The organism is Pseudomonas rubra (assembly GCF_028656935.1).
In the GTDB taxonomy this organism is placed as follows: domain Bacteria; phylum Pseudomonadota; class Gammaproteobacteria; order Pseudomonadales; family Pseudomonadaceae; genus Aquipseudomonas; species Aquipseudomonas rubra.
The window spans coordinates 50,443-70,190 of record NZ_JAMDGZ010000035.1 but is presented as its reverse complement, the minus strand read 5'-3'; the positions used below and the strand labels follow the sequence as shown (position 1 = coordinate 70,190).

The window sequence follows — 19,748 nt, the reverse complement described above, 5'->3', positions numbered from 1 at the left end:
CTGCCCCTTCACCTTCAGACCAGGACTACGTCTTTCACATGACCTTGCGCGAACGCCTGGAGAACCTGCCTGTCGGCCAGAAACTGCTGGCCGCCCTGCTGGTGCTGCTGATTACCATCTTGCTGGTGGCCAACCTGACCTTCATCAGCGCCGCCTACTGGATTTCCCAGGAGAGCATGGCCCCGCAGGCCCTGCAGACCATTGGCCGGCTGGTATCCAATCCGCAACTGGCGCAACAGGCCAGCGACTCGCCCGAAGCCGCCAAGGCCCTGCTCAAGGAACTCGACAGCTACACCCCGTTGCGCGCCGCCGCCCTGTACGGCAGCGACGGCAAGATTCTGGCGCAGGTGCAGCATGGAGAGGCCCTGCCGCTGCCCAAACGCTACCGCAACATCGACAACTGGCGCCTGACCGAATTTCGCAGCACGCAACTGGTGAGCCTGCCACGCGCCGGCGGCCCGCCCGGCCACCTGTTGCTGGTGGCCAGCAGCGAATTGCCGATGGCCTTCTACACCGGCACCCTGACGGCCAGCCTGGGTATCCTGGTGTTCAGTATTTTGCTGTGGATGATCATCGCCCGGCAGATCAAGCGCCTGATTACCCAGCCAATCCACCAGCTCGAAGAGCTCTCGCGCCAGGTCACCCGCGAAGAAAACTACGCCCTGCGCGCCAAACGCGGCAACGATGACGAGATCGGCAGCCTGGCCGACGCCTTCAATACCATGCTCTCGCGCATCGAAGCCCGCGAACAGCAGCTCAAGCGCACCCGCGACGAATTCCAGGACGCCTACGACCAGGCCCAGGGCCTGGCCGAGGAAACCCGTCACACCAACCGCAAACTGGAGCTGGAAGTCCAGGTACGCAGCAAGATCGAGAAAAAACTCACCGGTTTTCAGAATTACCTCAACAGCATCATCGACTCCATGCCCTCGGCACTGATCGCCCTCGATGAGCAGCTCTATGTCACCCAGTGGAACCAGGAAGCCAGCGCACTCTCCGGGACGCCCTTGGACGAAGCACTGAACCAGCCGATCTTCCTCGCCTTCGAACCACTCAAGCCGTTCCTGCCGCAGCTCAAGGAGAGCGTCGAGAAGCACCGGGTGGCGAAGATCGAGCGGGTAACCTGGACCAAGGACGATGACGCTCGCCACTACGCCCTGACCTTCTACCCGTTGATGGGTGGCGGCGGCCGCGGCGTGGTGATTCGTATCGATGACATCACTCAGCGCCTATCACTGGAAGAAATGATGGTGCAATCGGAAAAGATGCTCTCGGTCGGCGGCCTCGCGGCGGGTATGGCGCATGAGATCAACAACCCTCTTGGCGCCATCTTGCATAACGTCCAGAACATTCGCCGGCGGCTGTCACCGGACCTGGCAAGAAACCTCGAACAAGCCGATGAGACCGGTATTGATCTGGCCGCCGTCAACCGCTACCTGCAAAACCGCGAAGTGCCACAGTTGCTCGACGGCATCCAGCAGGCTGGCGCCCGCGCCGCCAAGATCGTTACCCACATGCTCAGTTTCAGCCGCCGCAGCAACCGCCAACTGGCGCCCTGCGACCTGCCGGCGCTGATCGACCAGGCGGTGGAAATTGCCGGTAACGACTTCGACCTGACCATTGGATTCGACTTCAAGGGCCAGGCCATCGTCCGCCAGTTCGACCCCAACCTCGGGCCGGTGCCCTGCACCGCCAACGAGCTTGAGCAAGTGCTGCTCAACCTGTTGAAAAACGCCGCCCAGGCCATTCACCTGCGCCAGGACGACAGCGAACCTGGGCGTATTACCCTGCGCACCCGACTCAACCCGCCGTGGGCGGAGATCCAAGTGGAAGACAACGGCATCGGCATGCCCGAGGCGGTGCGCAAACGTACCTTCGAGCCGTTCTTCACCACCAAGGAGATCGGCCAGGGCACCGGCCTTGGCCTGTCAGTGTCGTATTTCATCATCACCAACAATCACAAAGGGCAGATGGAGGTGCAATCAGCACCGGGCCAGGGCACCTGCTTCACCTTGCGCCTGCCACTTGCCCACCTGAAAACGGAGTCTTGAGCATGGGTTTTCGTTTGTCGAAGATCTACACCCGCACTGGCGACAAAGGTGAAACCGGCCTGGGCGATGGCCGCCGCGTGCCCAAGGACCACCCGCGGGTCGAAGCCATTGGCGAGGTCGACAGCCTCAACAGCCAGTTGGGCGTGTTGCTGGCCGGGCTGGCCGAACAGGGGCTGGATGAGCTCAGCGAGGTCCTGGCGCCTTGTCAGCACCGCTTGTTCGACCTGGGCGGGGAACTGGCGATGCCCGCTTACCAGGCGCTGAACAACGCCGAAGTGGAGCGCCTGGAGGCGGCCATCGACCGCTGGAACGAAGAACTGGGGCCGCTGGAGAACTTCATCCTGCCCAGTGGTTCGCTGCTGATTGCCCAGGCCCATGTGTGCCGTAGCCTGGCGCGCAGTGCCGAGCGGCGTTGCCAGCAATTGAACAGTGTCGAGCCATTGGCCGGGGTGGGACTTTCGTATATCAATCGGTTGTCGGATTTGCTGTTTGTGGCGGCGCGGTTGATTGCGCGGCGCCAGGGGGTGGCCGAGGTGTTATGGCAGGCTGCGGCTAAACCTTGAGGGCCTCATCGCGGGGCAAGCCCGCTCCCACAGGTTCATGTGGGAACAGGCTTGACCCGCGATTGACTCAGGCCTCGGGCCAGAACGCGCGGATCCCCGCCACACCTTGGGCGCCATGCTGCCAGGCAAGCTCACGCTCTGCCGGGCCGACGCCACCGAGTACATACACCGGCTTGTTGAAGCCTTGGATCAATTGCTGCACCCGCCCCCAACCCAACGGTACGGCCTCGGGATGGGTCTGTGTCGCCAGCACTGGCGACAGGGTGACAAAATCCACGTCCATCTGTTCGGCCAGTGCCAGCTCTTCAGCGTTGTGGCAGGACGCCGCCAGCCAGCGCTCCTTGGGGAACGGCCGACCCTTGCTGGCGTATTTGCGCAGTTGCTCGCTGGTCAAGTGCCAGCCAGCCGCCGGGAAATCACCCAGCCACTCCAGCGGGCCCTTGAGCATCAACTGCGCCTTGCCGGCACACAGCCCGACCGCATCCACCGCCACATCGCGGTACTTGGGGTCGTACATGTTCGGTGCACGCAGTTGCACCAGCTTGATCCCGCCAGCAATGGCTTTCTGGATACCACGCAACATCTGCGGGACTTCCAGGCCTTCGGGGGTGATAAGGTACTCAGCCGGCAGACGCGCGGCGGCAACGATCGGCTGGTTGGCGGCGGGAAAGTCATATTGCGGCAGCTCCCGCGCGCTGACCCAGGCCAGCGGCTGGCCTTCGGCGCCATGGGGTTCGCCGGTAAAACCGTTGACCTCCCAGACATCCAGCAGCACCTGCTTGTCGGGGTAATCGTGCTTGACCTTGATCAGCGGCCGCGCCGCCGTGACGACGATGCCCAGCTCTTCCTGCAGTTCACGGCCCAGGGCCACTTCGACCGCTTCGCCGTCTTCGACCTTACCGCCAGGGAACTCCCACAGGCCGCCCTGATGTTGCTTGTCGGCGCGGCGAGCAATCAGCACTCGTCCGTCGCTGCCGCGAATGACTGCGGCGGCTACATGTACACGTTTCACCCTTCACGCTCCGCCAGGCCAGCTTTTTGCCAAGCCTGGAAGGCTGGCCACTGGTAAATGGTTTCAATGTAGGCCGCAGCGTCTGCCGGCACTTCAACCCGATAGGTGCGCAGACGCACGGCAATCGGGGCAAAGAAGGCGTCGGCCAGACTCAGGCGGCCGAACAAGTACGGACCTGCCTCTTTGGCTGTCAGGCGGCATTCGGACCAGAGCGCGACGATACGGTCGATGTCGACCTGCACGTCCAGCGGCACGGTTTCCAGCGCTTCATCGCGGGACAGGTCGAACGGCATGTTGCCGCGCAGGGCGAAAAAGCCACTGTGCATCTGCGCACAGGCCGAACGGGCCTGAGCACGGGCGGCGATGTCGGCGGGCCATAGGTTGGCGTGCGGGTGACGCTCAGCCAGATACTCGGCGATGGCCAGGGAGTCGGCGATCACCCCGTGCTCGCTCTTGAGCAGCGGCACCTTGCCGCTAGGCGAGTGTTCGAGCAGGCGGGCGCGGGTATCGGGCTGGTTGAGTTTGATCAGGGTTTCGTCATAGTCGACGCCGGCCAGTTCAAGGGCCAGGGCGCCGCGCAGCGACCAGGAGGAATACAGCTTGTCGCCGATGATCAGTTGGTAGCGCATGGTTCGGCTCCATCAGGGACTTTTCGCGGCTCAAGCCCGCTCCCACAGTAGGAGCGGGCTTGCCCCGCGATAAGGTCAGGTACGGTATTCGGCGTTGATTTTCACGTACTCGTGGGACAGGTCGGTGGTCCAGATGGTTTCGCTGCACTGGCCACGGCCCAACTCGATACGGATGGTGATCTCTTGCTCGGCCATCACCGCCGAGCCCTGGGCTTCGGTGTAGCTGGCGCTGCGCCCGCCTTTGCTGGCGATGCACACATCGCCCAGGTAGACGTCGATCAGGCTGACGTCCAGGTCCGGTACACCAGCACGGCCAACGGCGGCGAGGATTCGGCCCCAGTTCGGGTCCGAGGCAAACAGTGCGGTCTTGATCAGCGGCGAATGGGCCACGGCGTAGCCGACGTCCAGGCACTCCTGATGGTTGCCGCCGCCATTGACTGCAACGGTGACGAACTTGGTCGCGCCTTCGCCGTCACGCACGATGGCCTGCGCCACTTCCATGCACACTTCGAACACGGCCTTTTTCAGCGCTTCGAACAACGGGCCGCTGGCCTCAGTGACTTCAGCGACATCGGCCTTGCCGGTGGCAATGAGCATGCAGCAGTCGTTGGTCGAGGTATCGCCGTCGATGGTGATGCGATTGAACGACTTGTTCGCGCCGTCGAGGATCAGGTCCTTGAGCACCGCCGGAGCCACCTTGGCGTCGGTGGCGATGTAACCGAGCATGGTCGCCATGTTCGGGCGGATCATGCCTGCGCCCTTGCTGATACCCGTAACGGTAATGGTCACGCCATCATGCTGGAACTGACGGCTGGCGCCCTTGGGCAAGGTATCGGTGGTCATGATGCCGGTGGCGGCAGCGGCCCAGTTGTTTTCCGACAGATCGTCCAGGGCTGCCTGCAGGGCGCCTTCGATCTTCTCGACCGGCAGCGGTTCACCGATTACACCGGTGGAGAATGGCACTACGGCACTGGCATCAACGCCGGTCAGCTCGGCCAGTTTGGCACAGGTGCGTTCGGCCGCAGCCAGGCCCGGCGCGCCGGTGCCGGCGTTGGCGTTGCCGGTATTGGTCAGCAGGTAGCGCACGCTGCCCTGCACGCGCTGCTTGGCGAGGATGACCGGGGCGGCGCAGAAGGCGTTCAGGGTGAACACGCCAGCGACGCTTGCGCCTTCGGCGCAGCGCATCACCACCACGTCCTTGCGCCCCAGACGCTTGATGCCCGCGGAGGCGATGCCGAGTTCGAAACCTGGAACCGGGTGCAACGTTGGCAAAGGACCAAGACCAACAGCCATGAAAGCGCTCCTAGAAAAAATGCACCGGGTCGAGATTACCGGCACTTGAGATGGAACAACGCCGCGACGGTGGGGACCAGTCGCGGCGCGGTGTTCAGATGTCAGCGAGGTACAACGGCAGTTTGATCAGTCGATCTTGCCATGGCACTGCTTGAACTTCTTGCCCGAACCGCACCAGCATGGCTCGTTGCGGCCCAGCTTCTGCTCGTTGCGCACAGGCGCGGCGGCCACGGCAACGTCAGCGCCTTCATCCTGCGGCTCAGCGTCCAGGCCTGGGGCCTCGGCGTGCTGGAACTGCATGCGTGACGCCAGCTCTTCGGCTTCGCGGCGCAGACGGGCTTCTTCCTCGACCGGATCTTCACGGCGTACCTGAACGTGCGAGAGCACGCGGATGGTGTCGCGCTTGATCGAGTCGAGCAGTTCCTGGAACAGGTTGAACGACTCGCGCTTGTACTCCTGCTTCGGGTTCTTCTGTGCATAGCCGCGCAGGTGGATACCGTGACGCAAGTGGTCCATGGTCGACAGGTGGTCTTTCCACAAGTCGTCGAGTACGCGCAGCAGGATCTGCTTCTCGAAGGTGCGCAGGGCTTCGGCGCTGGCCTGCTCTTCCTTCTCGTTGTAGGCCGCCAGCAGCTCGGCCATGAGTTTGGCGCGCAGGGTTTCCTCGTAGAGGTGATCGTCTTCGTCGAGCCATTGCTGGATCGGCAGCTTGACCCCGAAATCGCTGGCCAGGGCCGCTTCCAGGCCAGCCACGTCCCACTGCTCGGGCAGCGACTGTGGCGGAATGTGCTGGGCGACGGTGACGTCGAGCACTTCCTGGCGGAAGTCAGCGATGGTGTCGCCAATGTTGTCAGCTGCCAGCAGGCTGTTACGCATGTGGTAGATGACTTTACGTTGTTCGTTGGCGACGTCGTCGAATTCGAGCAGTTGTTTACGAATATCGAAGTTGCGGCCTTCGACCTTGCGCTGGGCTTTCTCGATGGCGTTGGTCACCATGCGGTGCTCGATGGCCTCACCGGACTGCATGCCCAGCGCCTTCATGAAGTTCTTCACCCGGTCCGAGGCGAAGATACGCATCAGGCTGTCTTCGAGCGACAGGTAGAAACGGCTCGAACCCGGGTCGCCCTGACGGCCGGAACGGCCACGCAACTGGTTGTCGATACGGCGCGACTCGTGACGCTCGGAGGCAATCACATGCAGGCCACCGGACTCGATCACCTGCTGGTGACGCTTCTGCCAGTCGGCCTTGATCTGCGCGACCTGCTCAGGTGTCGGGTTCTCCATGGCAGCGACTTCAACTTCCCAGTTACCGCCCAGGAGGATGTCGGTACCACGACCGGCCATGTTGGTGGCGATGGTCAACGCACCCGGGCGACCGGCCTGGGCAATGATCTCGGCTTCTTTTTCGTGGTACTTGGCGTTGAGCACCTTGTGATCGATGCCTTCCTGCTTGAGCAGGTTGGACATGTGCTCGGAGGTCTCGATCGTCGCCGTACCGACCAGGACCGGACGACCCACGGTCATGCTTTCCTTGATGTCGGCGATAATTGCCTGGTACTTCTCTTCGGCAGTCAGGTACACCAGGTCGTTGAAGTCCTTACGGGCCAACGGCTTGTTCGGCGGGATCACCATCACGTTGAGCGCATAGATCGACTGGAACTCGAACGCTTCGGTGTCGGCAGTACCGGTCATCCCGGACAGCTTGCTGTACAGGCGGAAGTAGTTCTGGAACGTGGTCGAAGCCAGGGTCTGGCTTTCAGCCTGGATGTTCAGGTTCTCTTTCGCCTCGATCGCCTGGTGCAGGCCCTCGGACAGACGGCGGCCCGGCATGGTACGGCCGGTGTGCTCGTCGATCAGCAGGATCTGGCCGTCCTGAACGATGTACTCGACGTTGCGATGGAACAGCTTGTGCGCGCGCAGGCCAGCGTAGACGTGGGTCAACAGGCCCAGGTTGTGCGCAGAGTACAGGCTCTCGCCCTCGGCCAGCAGGCCAACCTGGGTGAGCATCTCTTCGATGAACTGGTGACCGGCTTCGTTGAGCTCAACCTGACGGCTCTTCTCGTCGATGCTGTAGTGACCCTCTTGGGTAACCTGGCCCTCTACTTCCTCGATGTGCTGCTTGAGGCGCGGGATCAGTTTGTTGATCTCGATGTACAGCTTGGAGCTGTCCTCGGCCTGACCGGAGATGATCAGCGGGGTACGCGCTTCGTCGATCAGGATCGAGTCGACTTCGTCGATCACGGCGAAATTCAGCTCGCGCTGGAATTTCTCTTCCATGCTGAAGGCCATGTTGTCGCGCAGGTAGTCGAACCCGAATTCGTTGTTGGTGCCGTAGGTGATGTCGGCGGCGTAAGCGATGCGCTTCTCTTCCGGCGGCTGGAACGGCGTGACGACGCCGACCGTCAGGCCGAGGAATTCGTACAGCGGACGCATCCAGTTTGCGTCGCGGCGGGCCAGGTAGTCGTTCACCGTGACCACGTGCACGCCTTTGCCCGACAAGGCATTGAGGTACACGCCCAGGGTTGCGACCAAGGTCTTGCCTTCACCGGTACGCATTTCTGCGATCATGCCTTCGTGCAAGGTCATGCCGCCGATCAGCTGGACATCGAAGTGACGCATGCCCATGACCCGCTTGCCCGCTTCACGGGCGACCGCGAAGGCTTCAGGCAGCAGTTGGTCGAGGGTCTCGCCTTTGGCCAGGCGCTCTTTGAACTCTGCGGTCTTGGCGCGCAGCTGCTCATCCGAGAGGGCCAACATCTGCTCTTCGAAGGCATTGACGATCTGTACCGTCTTGAGCATGCGTTTGACTTCACGCTCGTTCTTGCTTCCAAAAAGTTTTTTTAACAAAGGCGCAAACATATCGACAGGATCTTCCACACGTAGGGATGGAGGGCGGCCCCGTGAGTCGCCCGTGCAGCCCTTATGGCCGCATGCGAACGAGCATTCTACCCGGAAACGATGGTGAGGAAAGTGGCGGATTCCACGATGCTGGCACAGCGCTTTTACGGGGCTTGGTTAAAATAAGGCCTTTTTCGCCAACTTCAAGTCATTGCAACATGAAGTTTTACCCTGAGCGCCCGTATACGGCGGGGCGCGGGCGATCTGCTAAGATGGCTTCTCTGTAACTTCAGGTGTCCCTAACATGGCTTTTCGCCCTTCGCCGGCTCGCGCCCCCGCCGTTCTTTTACGCGAGGCCCGGCCGCTCAAAGCCCTGTTCAGCCAGGCCCAGCGCCTGGCGCAACTGCAAAAGCTGCTCGACAGCCAGTTGCAGCCGGCGGCACGCGAACACTGCCATATCGCCTCCTGGCGTGAAGGCACGTTATTGCTGATCGTCACCGACGGCCACTGGGCCACCCGCCTGCGTTACCAGCAAAAACGCCTGCAACGCCAGTTGCAGACTCTCGAGGTGTTTGCCAGCCTGACCCGGATTTTGTTCAAGGTGCAGCCGCCGACCACCCAGAGCCAGGCCGTCGGGCATACCGCAGACCTCTCCACGCGCGCCGCCGAGAGCATCCAGGCGACCGCCGACGGTATCAGCGATCCGAAACTGCGCGCAGCGCTGGAACGTCTGGCCAGTCATGCGCGGGACAAGGATCAGCAACCTGGGTAGGAGCGGGCTTGCCCCGCGATGCGATGCGACTGACAGACTGCTATCGCGGGGCAAGTCGGCCGCCGCACCGCCGCTCCCACAGACCACCCATAAAAAAGGCCACCCGAAGGTGGCCCAAAGAAACTAAAGAAGAGAGTGTTCGTACTTACACTGCCGCAACCGGACGCATGTAAGAGATCGGTGCCGTGCTGGCATCTTCGAAAGTCACCACTTCCCAGGCATCTTTTTCCTCGATCAGCTTGCGCAGCAGCTGGTTGTTCAGCGCGTGTCCGGACTTGTAGCCCTTGAACTCGCCGATCAGGCTGTTGCCCAGCAGGTAGAGGTCGCCAATGGCGTCGAGGATCTTGTGCTTGACGAATTCGTCTTCGTAGCGAAGACCGTCTTCGTTGAGCACGCCGTCCTTGTCGACCACGATGGCGTTTTCCACACTGCCACCGAGTGCGAGGTTGTTCTTGCGCAGGTACTCGATGTCACTCATGAACCCGAAGGTACGGGCGCGGCTTACTTCCTTCACGAACGAGGTGCTGGAAAAGTCCACGCTGGCACTTTGGGTCCGGTTGTGGAACACCGGGTGATCGAAATCGATCTCGAAACTCACCTTGAACCCGTCGAACGGCAGGAAAGTGGCGCGCTTGTCGCCGTCTTCCACTGTCACTTCGCGCAGGATGCGGATGAACTTCTTGGCTGCGTCCTGTTCTTCCAGGCCGGCAGATTGAATCAGGAATACAAAGGGTCCAGCGCTACCGTCCATGATCGGCACTTCGGACGCGGAGAGCTCGACGTAGGCGTTATCGATGCCCAGGCCAGCCATGGCCGAGAGCAAATGCTCAACCGTGTCTACCTTGGTATCGCCATTGACCAGTGTCGTCGACATGGTGGTCTCGCCGACGTTGGCCGCGCGGGCAGGAATTTCCACCACGGGGTCGAGGTCGGCACGGCGAAATACGATGCCGGTATCCACAGGTGCAGGTTTGAGGGTCAGGTAAACCTTCTCCCCGGAGTGCAGGCCGACACCTGTGGCACGGATAATATTCTTCAGGGTGCGTTGTTTAATCATGGCATTGGCCGCTTCAGCGCAAATTGCGAACTGGTATCAACAAAGGCTGAGGATAATACCAGACCCGGCCTTTGCTGAACACCAATCACCCTTATACCCCTGATAAATTTCATTAATCGGCCTGACGACGCAGGAATGCCGGGATGTCCAGGTAGTCCAGATCGTCTTGCGGATTAAGTTTTGCAGCAGCAGCACCGGCGTGAGCCTGGTTGCGCATCACGGTCGGACGCTCCAGATCACGGTAGTTCACCGAGGACTGCTCGTTGCGTACCGGGGCCGGAGCCGGGGATTGCGCGGAAGCGGTCTGCATGGTGTTGTCGATAACCTTGACCGGCTTCTCGATTTTCGCACCCAGGCCAGTGGCAACCACGGTAACGTGCAGCTCGTCGCGCATGTCCGGATCGATAACAGTACCGACCTTGACCATGGCGTGATCGGAAGCGAAGGCCTCGATGATACTACCGACGTCCGAGTACTCGCCCAGCGACAGGTCAGGACCTGCGGTGATGTTGACCAGGATGCCGCGAGCGCCCTGCAGGTTGACGTCTTCGAGCAGCGGGTTGCGGATGGCTGCTTCAGTCGCTTCACGTGCACGGTTAGGACCGCTGGCGCAGCCGGTACCCATCATGGCCATGCCCATCTCGCTCATCACGGTACGCACGTCGGCGAAGTCGACGTTGATCATGCCCGGACGCTTGATGATGTCGGAGATACCGCGAACGGCACCGGCCAGCACGTCGTCAGCCTTGGCGAACGCCGACAGCAGGCTTGCGTCCTTGCCCAGGATGGTCAGCAGCTTCTCGTTGGGGATGGTGATCAGCGAGTCGACGCTGTCAGCCAGTGCACGGATGCCCTCATCGGCAATCTGCATGCGCTTGCGGCCTTCGAACGGGAACGGCCGGGTGACCACGGCAACGGTAAGGATGCCCATCTCCTTCGCCACTTCGGCGATGATCGGCGCCGCACCGGTACCAGTACCGCCGCCCATGCCGGTTGTGATGAACACCATGTTGGTGCCTTGCAGCACTTCGGCGATGCGCTCACGGTCTTCCAGCGCGGCCTGGCGGCCAACTTCCGGATTGGCACCAGCACCCAGGCCTTTGGTCACGCCGGTACCCAGTTGCAGAATGGTGCGTGCGCCGATGTTTTTCAGCGCCTGAGCATCGGTGTTGGCGCAGATGAACTCGACGCCTTCGATGTTGCTCTTGACCATATGATTAACGGCGTTGCCACCGCCGCCACCGACACCAATCACCTTGATGACCGGACTTTGCGGGACGTTGTCTACGAGCTCGAACATTTTCCCTCTCCTTACAGTTCTCTAGTTTTTGCGCCTACTACTACTGCTTTGAAACTTTAAAAGTTGCCCTGGACCCAACGTTTGAAGCGTTCGAACGCTGGAGCCTTCGGTTCATCGCCATAGCTGTTGCTGCTGCTGATACCGGTCAGGGTCAAGCCGTCGGACTGCTTTTGCAGGCCGTAGGTCAAAAGGCCCACACCGGTGGAATAGATCGGGTTGCGCACCACATCGCTAAGGCCGCGAACACTGTGCGGCACGCCCAGGCGTACCGGCATGTGGAAGATTTCTTCGGCAAGTTCCACCGCACCTTCCATTTTCGAGGTACCGCCGGTCAGGACGATGCCCGCCGGTACCAGGTCTTCGTAGCCACTGCGACGCAGTTCGGCCTGAATCAGGGTGAAGAGCTCGTCGTAACGTGGCTCGACCACCTCGGCCAGGGCCTGGCGCGACAGTTCGCGCGGCGGACGGTCGCCGACGCTCGGCACCTTGATGGTTTCACCAGCGCCGGCCAGCTTGGCCAGGGCACAGGCGTAACGGATCTTGATCTCTTCGGCGTACTGGGTCGGCGTGCGCAAGGCCATGGCGATGTCGTTGGTCACCTGGTCGCCGGCAATCGGGATCACTGCGGTGTGACGGATCGCGCCTTCGGTGAAGATCGCGATGTCGGTGGTGCCGCCGCCGATATCGACCAGGCACACGCCCAGCTCTTTCTCGTCGTCGGTCAAAACCGAATAGGCCGAGGCCAGTTGCTCAAGAATGATGTCGTCGATTTCCAGACCGCAGCGGCGCACGCACTTCTCGATGTTCTGGGCAGCATTGACCGCGCAGGTGACCACATGGACCTTGGCTTCCAGACGCACGCCGGACATGCCCAGGGGCTCGCGCACACCTTCCTGGTTGTCGATCACGTAATCCTGCGGCAGGGTGTGCAGGACCCGCTGATCGGCAGGAATGGCCACGGCCTGGGCGGCGTCGAGCACGCGTTCAAGGTCCGCCGCGCTGACTTCGCGATCACGAATCGCAACGATGCCGTGGGAGTTCAGGCTGCGGATGTGATTGCCGGCAACACCGACGAACGCCGAGTGAATCCGGCAACCCGCCATCAGCTGGGCTTCTTCGACCGCGCGCTGGATCGACTGCACGGTGGACTCGATATTGACCACGACGCCCTTCTTCAACCCGCGCGAGGGGTGAGTGCCAATACCGACGATTTCCAGGGTGCCGTCGGCGGCGACTTCGCCCACCAGAGCCACAACCTTGGAGGTGCCGATATCCAGCCCGACGATCATTTTGCCGCTATGCGCATTTGCCATGGGTCCTGCCTCTCTCTAATTCTTCGCAACGGCGGGTTGGGCCGTCGTCGGTGCATTCGGTTCCCGCCAGCCAACAGCCAGGCCATTGGCATAACGCAGATCGATGCGGGCGATGTTCGTGATCTGTTCTTTTAGTGTCTTGTCGTAAATGGCAATGAAGCGGCGCATCTTTTCCACCAGATGATCGCGTCCCAGCAGCAGTTCGATACCTGGCCCAGCGCTTCCGGCACCGGTGGTCAGGAACCAGCTGCCGCGCTCGCGCAACTCCAGCCGGGCAATCGAAAAGCCCATCGGCCGCAACATCTGGCTCAGGACCTGATATTGCTGCATTACTTTTTGCTGTGCCCGCTGCGGCCCGAACAGCTGCGGCAGGTGTTCATAGTTGGCCAATTCACGCGGGGTGAAAGCCTGGCCCTGGTTATTGAGCAAGGCTTCGTCACCCCAGCGCGCGACGGGCAGCTGTTCTTCCAGGCGGATCACTACTTCATCCGGCCACACCCTGCGCACTTCGGCGTGGGCGATCCAGGGCATCTGCTCCAGTTCCGCACGCATGCTTGCCAGGTCGACGGTGAAAAAGCTTGCCGCCACGTACGGAGCGATACGTTGCTGCACCGCCTGCTGGCTGATGTAGCTGAGGTCACCCTGCACGGCGATCTTGGTAATCGGCCGGTCGGCGTACGGCATCAGGCGCTGAGCACCCTCATAGGCGCCAAAGCCGGCGACGACCAGCAACACCGGCCACAGCAGGCGTTTGAACACGTTGAAGTTGGCCTTGGGCAGGCGCGCCGACAGTGGCTCCTTGGCCACCATCCGGCTAGCACCACGCGGCACCGGCTTGTTACGGCCGGGGGCGGGTTGCTGATGACGTAACATCGCGCCTTGCATGGGCTTAACCTCGCGCCTCTACGCTAGCCGCCAGGATCGCCAGCACCAACTGCTGGAAGTCCAGACCGGCCGCGCGTGCCGCCATGGGGACCAGACTATGATCAGTCATGCCTGGTGCGGTGTTGACCTCGAGCAGCCAGAAACGCCCCTGCTCGTCCTGCATCACGTCCACACGGCCCCAGCCGGCGATGCCAACGGCGTCGCAAGCACGGGCGGTCAGGTCGATCAGCTCTTGCTCTTTCGCCGCGTCCAGGCCGCACGGGATGCGGTACTGGGTATCGTTGGCGATGTACTTGGCGTCGTAGTCGTAGAAGGTATGCGGGGTACCCAGGGCGATTGGCGGCAAAACCTGGCCACGCAACACGGCCACGGTGAACTCCGGACCCTTGATCCATTGTTCAACCAACACTTGCGAGTCATAGGTGGCGGCGTCTTTCCAGGCAGCGATCAATTCATCGACGCTGCTCACTTTCGCCATACCGATACTGGAGCCTTCATGGGCCGGTTTGACGATCAAAGGGAAGCCCAGTTCCGCACCTGCAGAAATACAATCGGCTTCGCTGCTGAGCACCGCGTGACGCGGGGTCGCAATACCCAGGCTGTGCCAGACCTGTTTGGTCCGCAGCTTGTCCATGGCCAGCGCCGAAGCGAGGATGCCGCTGCCGGTGTAAGGGATGCCCAGGCACTCCAGCAGGCCCTGCATGCTGCCGTCTTCACCGCCACGGCCGTGGAGGATGATGAAAGCGCGATCGATCTTCTCGCTCAGCAGGCGCTGCAGCAGATCGTCACCGACGTCGATGGCGACCACGTCGACACCGGCGCTGGTCAGCGCCTGGATGACCGCAGCACCGGATTTCAGCGAAACCTCGCGTTCGGCGCTCTTGCCGCCGTAGAGCACGGCGACGCGGCCGAAATCTTTGACCGCCAGGGTCGAGTGCAATTTATCGTAGGCATTAACAGTCATTTGGACTTCCCCTGACTGGCAACGGCACCAGCGAACAACGGACTCTTGAGCAATTGCGGGGCCAGGCCACCGATGTCACCGGCCCCCTGGCACAGCAGGATGTCACCGGCGCGCAGCAGCGGCTTGACCAGTGGCGCCAGTTCGATGCCACGCTCGATGTAGATCGGGTCGAGCTGACCTCGCTGGCGAATGCTGTGGCACAGCTGGCGGCTGTCGGCACCGGGGATCGGCTCTTCGCCGGCCGGGTAGACTTCCATCAGCAACAGCACATTGGCATCGGCCAGGACCTGGACGAAATCGTCGTACAGGTCGCGGGTACGGCTGTAGCGGTGCGGCTGGTAAACCATCACCAGGCGCCGCTCAGGCCAACCGCCGCGCACGGCCTTGATTACCGCGGCAACTTCGGTCGGGTGGTGGCCGTAGTCGTCGACCAGCATCACGCTGCCACCGTCCACCGGCAGTTCGCCGTAAACCTGGAAGCGCCGCCCCACCCCCTGGAACCCCGAAAGGCCCTGGACAATGGCTTCATCGCTGATGCCCTCGTCGGTGGCAATGGCAATGGTTGCCAGCGCATTGAGCACGTTGTGGTTGCCCGGCATGTTGACCGACACGTCCAGCGGCTCGCGATCGCGGCGCAGTACGGTGAAGTGAGTCTGCATGCCCGACTGGCGAACATTTATCGCACGCACGTCGGCTGCTTCGCTGAAACCGTAAGTGACCGCCGGGCGCTTGACCTGCGGCAGGATCTCGCGCACCACCGGATCGTCCAGGCACATCACCGCCAGCCCATAGAACGGCAGGTTGTGCAGGAACTCGACAAAGGTCTTCTTCAGCTTGTTGAAGTCGCCTTCGTAAGTCGCCATGTGATCGGCGTCGATGTTGGTGACCACCGCGACCAGCGGCTGCAGGTGCAGGAAGCTGGCATCGCTCTCATCGGCTTCGGCGATCAGGTAGCGGCTGGTACCCAACTGGGCATTGGTGCCGGCTGCATTGAGACGGCCACCGATGACGAAGGTCGGGTCCAGGCCACCCGCGGCAAATACCGAGGCCAGCAGGCTGGTGGTGGTGGTCTTGCCGTGGGTACCGGCAACGGCGATGCCGTGGCGGTAGCGCATCAGCTCGGCGAGCATCTCGGCCCGCGGCACTACCGGAATACGCCGTTCTAGGGCAGTGGCGACTTCCGGGTTGGCCGTGTTGATGGCGCTCGACACCACCAGCACATCGGCGCTGGCAGCGTTCTCGGCACGGTGACCGATGAAAATCTGCGCACCGAAGGACTCCAGACGCTCAGTGACCGGCGAGGTTTTGAGGTCGGAGCCCGACACCTGGTAACCCAGGTTCAGCAGCACTTCGGCAATACCGCACATGCCCACGCCGCCGATGCCGACGAAGTGGATGCGACGGATACGGCGCATTTCCGGTTGTGGGATGGCTTTCTTGCTTTCAACCATGGGCCACCTCCAGACAGATATCGACCACGGTGCGGGTAGCCGCGGGCTTGGCCAGGCGCCGGGCAGTGGCGGCCATGGTGGTAAGTTTTTCCGGTTGCATCAGCACCTCGTTCAGGCGTTCAGCGAGTTGCGCTGCGCCAGTTGTCGCTTGTGGCATCAGGAAGGCAGCGCCTTCACGGGCCAGATAATGGGCGTTGTGGGTCTGGTGGTCGTCGATGGCATGGGGCAAAGGCACCAGCATCGAGGGCAAGCCGGCCGCAGCCAGCTCGCTGACCGTCAGCGCACCTGCACGGCAGACCACCAGGTCAGCCCAGCCATAGGCATGGGCCATGTCCTTGATGAACGGCTCTACCTGAGCCTCGACACCCGCCTGCTGATAACGCTCGGCGGTAATCTGGTCATGCTGCTTGCCGGCCTGGTGGAAAACCTCGGGACGAATCTTCTCAGGCACCTGGGCCAGGGCCAGGGGCAGCAATTTGTTCAGCGGCTCGGCACCCAGGCTTCCGCCGAGCACCAGCAAACGAGGCCTGCGCGCGCCTAGGGGCTCGCGCAGGGTTTCCATGAACAGTTCGCTGCGCACCGGGTTACCGGTGGTGCGCAGTTTGTCCGACGCCGCGAAGGTGTCGGGGAAAGCTTCGCAGACTCGACCAGCCAAGGGCACCAGCAGCCGATTGGCGGTACCGGCGCGGGCGTTCTGCTCGTGAATCACCACCGGCACGCCGCACAGCCGTGCAGCTACGCCACCGGGGCCGGTCACGTAACCACCAAAGCCGACCACGCACACCGGGTTGAGCTGACGAATGATCCGCCGCGCCTGCAGCACAGCCTTGACCAGGGTGAACGGCGCCTTGAGCAGCGACAGCTTGCCCTTGCCACGCAGGCCGGTGACCTGGATCAGGTGCAACGGCAGGCCTGCCTGGGGCACCAGTTCGTTCTCGATACCGCGAGGGGTGCCCAGCCAGTGCACGCTGTAGCCGCGCGCCTGGAACTCACGGGCGCAGGCCAGCGCCGGGAACACGTGGCCCCCGGTGCCGCCCGCCATGATCAGTACGTTCTTGCCGTTAGCGGCCATGATTCGGCTCCTCGGCAAAATCGCTTTCATCGAATTCGTGTTCTTCACTGCCCAGGTGCGTACGGCTCTCCCACTCGATGCGCAGCAGCAAACCGACACAGGCGCAGCAGATCACCAGGGAGCTGCCACCGTAACTGAGGAACGGCAGGGTCAGGCCCTTGGTTGGCAGTAGACCGACGTTCACACCGATATTGATCAAGAATTGACCAATCCACAGGAACGCCAGGCCAAAGGCCATGTACGCGGCAAAGAACTGCTTGGCTTTTTCTGCCCACAGGCCGATGTACAACGCGCGCACGGTGACGAACACGAACAGCGCCACGGTGACCAGCGAACCGACCACGCCAAGCTCTTCAGCCAGCACCGAGAAAACGAAGTCGGTATGCGCTTCAGGCAGGTAGAACTGCTTCTGCACGCTGTTGCCCAAGCCAACGCCGAGCCACTCGCCGCGACCGAAGGCGATCAACGCCTGGGTCAGCTGGTAACCGGAACCGAACTGATCCGACCAAGGGTCGGTAAAGGTGATCAGTCGCGCCATCCGGTAGGGTTGGGCCTGAACCAGAACAAACACCGCCGCCACCGCCAGCACCACCATCAGACTGAAGCGGAACAAGCCGACGCCGCCGAGGAACAGCATCGCTGCCGCCGCGCCCATCATCACTACCGTGGCACCAAAGTCCGGCTCCATCAGCAGCAGGCCGGCCATGGGTAGCAGGACGATGAACGGCTTGAAGAACCCCATCCAGCTCTCACGCACTTCGCGCTGGCGACGCACCAGGTAACCGGCCAGATAGATGACCACGAAGACCTTGGCGATTTCCGAGGGCTGGACGTTGAAGAAGCTGAAGCCGATCCAGCGCATCGAACCGTTTACCTCACGGCCGATGCCCGGTACCAGTACCAGCACCAGCAGCGCGAAGGCGCCGACCAGCATGGTGAAGCCCATCTTCTGCCAGGTGGCGATCGGCACCATCATGGTGACGATGCAGGCAAAGATGCCGATGGCCACGTACACCAGGTGGCGGAACATGTGATACAGCGGGTTGCCCGACTGCGCCGCGGCCACTTCCGAAGATGCCGAGGTGATCATCACCAGGCCAATGCCCAGCAGCGCCAGGCAACCGGCGAGCATGGCGAAATCGAGGTCGATGCCGCGACCGCTGATCAGCGGCGATGGATAAGGCTTGATGATGCCGAAGATCATGCCAGCCCTCCTACGGCCTGGGCGAACAGGCGCCCACGCTCTTCGAAGTTCTTGAACATATCCAGGCTCGCGCAGGCCGGCGACAGCAAAACCGCATCGCCAGGCTGGGCCTGTTCGGCGCAGACCTGCACGGCCTCATCGAGGGTCGCGACGCGAATCAGCGGCACGCTGTCACCGAAGGTCTCGGCCAGGCGCTCGGCATCGCGGCCAAGCAGCACCACGGCGCGGCAATTGGCGGCGACTGGGGCCTTGAGCGCGGCAAAATCGGCACCTTTACCATCGCCGCCGGCGACCAATACCAGCTTGCCGTCGATGTCTGCACCAAGGCCTTCAATGGCCGCCAGGGCGGCGCCGACGTTGGTCGCTTTGGAATCGTCGTACCAATTCACGCCGTTGCGTTCACGAAGCCACTGGCAACGGTGGGCCAGGCCCGAGAAGGTGCGCAGGCTGGACAGCATGGCATCCATCGGCAGGCCGACAGCGTGGCCCAAGGCCAGGGCCGCCAGCGCGTTGGACTGGTTATGGGCACCGCGAATCTTCAGCTCACGCACCGGCATCAGGTGCTGGAATTCGAAGGACAGGTACTTCTCGCCGCCCTCTTCACGCAGGCCGAAGGCCTTGAAGTCGGGAGCGTTCAGCCCGAAGGTCCATACCGGTTGGCCCTCGGACAGCAGCGGCCGGCTCAGGGCGTCCTGGCGGTTGACCACAACCTGGCGAGCACCCCGGAAGATCCGGTGCTTGGCCAGGTGATAGGCCGGCAGGCCGCTGTATCGGTCCATGTGGTCTTCACTGACATTGAGTACGGTGGCCACTTCGGCATTGAGCTGGTCAGTGGTTTCCAACTGGAAACTCGACAGCTCCATCACGTACAGCTCGATGTCGTCGCTGAGCAGGTCCAGCGCCGGGGTACCGAGGTTGCCGCCGACCGCCACACGCTTGCCCGCCGCAGCGGCCATTTCACCGACCAGGGTGGTGACCGTGCTTTTCGCGTTGGAACCGCTGATGGCAATGATCGGCGCCTTGGCGTTGCGGGCAAACAGCTCGATGTCGCCCGACAGCTTCACGTCGCGGGCGGCGGCCTGCTGCAGGGCCGGGGTAGCCAGGGCCAGGCCGGGGCTGACATACAACTCGTCGGCACGGCAGAGAAACTCAACGTCCAGCTCGCCACAGCGCACTTCCACCTGCGGGAAATCACGACGCAGGGTGTCCAGTTCCGGCGGGTTCTCACGGGTGTCGGCGACCGCAAAGGCAACGCCCCGGTTCGCCAGGAAGCGAACCAGGGACATGCCGCTCTTGCCGAGGCCGACAACGATGCGGAAGTGGTCAGAAGCGATCAAGGACACG

16 protein-coding genes are annotated in these 19,748 nt (G+C 62.2%); 3 read left to right on the top strand and 13 right to left on the bottom strand.

What is annotated here, in order from left to right; all coding sequences use genetic code 11:
- Nucleotides 1-38: 38 nt before the first annotated feature.
- Nucleotides 39-2,051 carry a sensor histidine kinase gene (locus M5G17_RS16630; protein WP_273894009.1) on the top strand — a complete coding sequence of 671 codons (2,013 nt, stop codon included), beginning with the start codon at nucleotides 39-41 and terminating at the stop codon, nucleotides 2,049-2,051.
- A gap of 2 nt (nucleotides 2,052-2,053) precedes the next feature.
- Nucleotides 2,054-2,614: a cob(I)yrinic acid a,c-diamide adenosyltransferase gene (locus tag M5G17_RS16625; protein ID WP_273894008.1), complete on the top strand. Its 561-nt coding sequence runs from the start codon at nucleotides 2,054-2,056 to the stop codon at nucleotides 2,612-2,614.
- A 67-nt stretch (nucleotides 2,615-2,681) separates the two neighbouring features.
- On the opposite strand, the gene M5G17_RS16620 is transcribed toward M5G17_RS16625, so the two are convergent.
- The 4 genes from M5G17_RS16620 to secA form a co-directional block, all read right to left on the bottom strand.
- Nucleotides 2,682-3,626: a Nudix family hydrolase gene (locus M5G17_RS16620; protein ID WP_273894007.1), complete on the bottom strand. Its 945-nt coding sequence runs from the start codon at nucleotides 3,624-3,626 to the stop codon at nucleotides 2,682-2,684.
- Nucleotides 3,623-4,255, bottom strand: coding sequence for a glutathione S-transferase family protein (locus M5G17_RS16615; RefSeq protein ID WP_273894006.1), 633 nt, complete (start codon nucleotides 4,253-4,255; stop codon nucleotides 3,623-3,625). Before M5G17_RS16615 ends, M5G17_RS16620 begins: the two co-directional genes overlap by 4 nt.
- 75 nt (nucleotides 4,256-4,330) lie before the next feature.
- Complete coding sequence (argJ, locus tag M5G17_RS16610) at nucleotides 4,331-5,548, bottom strand: bifunctional glutamate N-acetyltransferase/amino-acid acetyltransferase ArgJ (RefSeq protein ID WP_273894005.1); 1,218 nt, start codon at nucleotides 5,546-5,548, stop codon at nucleotides 4,331-4,333.
- A 126-nt stretch (nucleotides 5,549-5,674) separates the two neighbouring features.
- Nucleotides 5,675-8,407 (bottom strand): preprotein translocase subunit SecA, encoded by a 2,733-nt coding sequence (gene secA / locus M5G17_RS16605; RefSeq protein WP_273894004.1) that lies wholly within the window; start codon nucleotides 8,405-8,407, stop codon nucleotides 5,675-5,677.
- A 283-nt stretch (nucleotides 8,408-8,690) separates the two neighbouring features.
- Between secA and M5G17_RS16600 the strand changes: the two genes are divergently transcribed.
- Nucleotides 8,691-9,158 carry a DUF721 domain-containing protein gene (locus tag M5G17_RS16600; RefSeq protein WP_273894003.1) on the top strand — a complete coding sequence of 156 codons (468 nt, stop codon included), beginning with the start codon at nucleotides 8,691-8,693 and terminating at the stop codon, nucleotides 9,156-9,158.
- Between the two features lie 145 nt (nucleotides 9,159-9,303).
- Here M5G17_RS16600 and lpxC read toward each other — a convergent pair whose 3' ends face one another.
- The 9 genes from lpxC to murD all read right to left on the bottom strand — a co-directional run bounded on the left by lpxC (nucleotide 9,304) and on the right by murD (nucleotide 19,747).
- Nucleotides 9,304-10,215, bottom strand: a complete 912-nt coding sequence (gene lpxC, locus M5G17_RS16595) for a UDP-3-O-acyl-N-acetylglucosamine deacetylase (protein WP_115085438.1) — start codon at nucleotides 10,213-10,215, stop codon at nucleotides 9,304-9,306.
- Nucleotides 10,216-10,327: 112 nt separating this feature from the next.
- On the bottom strand, nucleotides 10,328-11,515 hold the full coding sequence (gene ftsZ, locus M5G17_RS16590; protein ID WP_273894002.1) for a cell division protein FtsZ: 1,188 nt from the start codon (nucleotides 11,513-11,515) through the stop codon (nucleotides 10,328-10,330).
- A 56-nt stretch (nucleotides 11,516-11,571) separates the two neighbouring features.
- Nucleotides 11,572-12,828: a cell division protein FtsA gene (ftsA, locus tag M5G17_RS16585; protein ID WP_130266159.1), complete on the bottom strand. Its 1,257-nt coding sequence runs from the start codon at nucleotides 12,826-12,828 to the stop codon at nucleotides 11,572-11,574.
- A 15-nt stretch (nucleotides 12,829-12,843) separates the two neighbouring features.
- Complete coding sequence (locus M5G17_RS16580; protein WP_273894001.1) at nucleotides 12,844-13,713, bottom strand: cell division protein FtsQ/DivIB; 870 nt, start codon at nucleotides 13,711-13,713, stop codon at nucleotides 12,844-12,846.
- Between the two features lie 4 nt (nucleotides 13,714-13,717).
- Nucleotides 13,718-14,677, bottom strand: coding sequence for a D-alanine--D-alanine ligase (locus tag M5G17_RS16575; RefSeq protein WP_273894000.1), 960 nt, complete (start codon nucleotides 14,675-14,677; stop codon nucleotides 13,718-13,720).
- The gene (murC, locus tag M5G17_RS16570; protein ID WP_273893999.1) at nucleotides 14,674-16,128 is read right to left on the bottom strand and encodes a UDP-N-acetylmuramate--L-alanine ligase; all 1,455 of its coding nucleotides are present in this window, start codon (nucleotides 16,126-16,128) and stop codon (nucleotides 14,674-14,676) included. Before murC ends, M5G17_RS16575 begins: the two co-directional genes overlap by 4 nt.
- Nucleotides 16,121-17,200, bottom strand: a complete 1,080-nt coding sequence (gene murG / locus M5G17_RS16565) for an undecaprenyldiphospho-muramoylpentapeptide beta-N-acetylglucosaminyltransferase (protein WP_273893998.1) — start codon at nucleotides 17,198-17,200, stop codon at nucleotides 16,121-16,123. Before murG ends, murC begins: the two co-directional genes overlap by 8 nt.
- Complete coding sequence (ftsW, locus tag M5G17_RS16560; RefSeq protein WP_130266164.1) at nucleotides 17,190-18,404, bottom strand: putative lipid II flippase FtsW; 1,215 nt, start codon at nucleotides 18,402-18,404, stop codon at nucleotides 17,190-17,192. Before ftsW ends, murG begins: the two co-directional genes overlap by 11 nt.
- The gene (gene murD / locus M5G17_RS16555) at nucleotides 18,401-19,747 is read right to left on the bottom strand and encodes a UDP-N-acetylmuramoyl-L-alanine--D-glutamate ligase (protein ID WP_273893997.1); all 1,347 of its coding nucleotides are present in this window, start codon (nucleotides 19,745-19,747) and stop codon (nucleotides 18,401-18,403) included. Before murD ends, ftsW begins: the two co-directional genes overlap by 4 nt.
- Nucleotide 19,748: the final 1 nt, after the last annotated feature.

Coding starts and splice junctions, on each gene's coding strand:
- M5G17_RS16580 (WP_273894001.1), bottom strand. CDS start 13,713: ATGCAAGGCGCGATGTTACGTCATCAGCAACCCGCCCCCGGCCGTAAC.
- M5G17_RS16600 (WP_273894003.1), top strand. CDS start 8,691: ATGGCTTTTCGCCCTTCGCCGGCTCGCGCCCCCGCCGTTCTTTTACGC.
- ftsW (WP_130266164.1), bottom strand. CDS start 18,404: ATGATCTTCGGCATCATCAAGCCTTATCCATCGCCGCTGATCAGCGGT.
- M5G17_RS16615 (WP_273894006.1), bottom strand. CDS start 4,255: ATGCGCTACCAACTGATCATCGGCGACAAGCTGTATTCCTCCTGGTCG.
- ftsA (WP_130266159.1), bottom strand. CDS start 12,828: ATGGCAAATGCGCATAGCGGCAAAATGATCGTCGGGCTGGATATCGGC.
- argJ (WP_273894005.1), bottom strand. CDS start 5,548: ATGGCTGTTGGTCTTGGTCCTTTGCCAACGTTGCACCCGGTTCCAGGT.
- M5G17_RS16625 (WP_273894008.1), top strand. CDS start 2,054: ATGGGTTTTCGTTTGTCGAAGATCTACACCCGCACTGGCGACAAAGGT.
- M5G17_RS16575 (WP_273894000.1), bottom strand. CDS start 14,677: ATGACTGTTAATGCCTACGATAAATTGCACTCGACCCTGGCGGTCAAA.
- M5G17_RS16630 (WP_273894009.1), top strand. CDS start 39: ATGACCTTGCGCGAACGCCTGGAGAACCTGCCTGTCGGCCAGAAACTG.
- murG (WP_273893998.1), bottom strand. CDS start 17,200: ATGGCCGCTAACGGCAAGAACGTACTGATCATGGCGGGCGGCACCGGG.
- lpxC (WP_115085438.1), bottom strand. CDS start 10,215: ATGATTAAACAACGCACCCTGAAGAATATTATCCGTGCCACAGGTGTC.
- ftsZ (WP_273894002.1), bottom strand. CDS start 11,515: ATGTTCGAGCTCGTAGACAACGTCCCGCAAAGTCCGGTCATCAAGGTG.
- murC (WP_273893999.1), bottom strand. CDS start 16,128: ATGGTTGAAAGCAAGAAAGCCATCCCACAACCGGAAATGCGCCGTATC.
- secA (WP_273894004.1), bottom strand. CDS start 8,407: ATGTTTGCGCCTTTGTTAAAAAAACTTTTTGGAAGCAAGAACGAGCGT.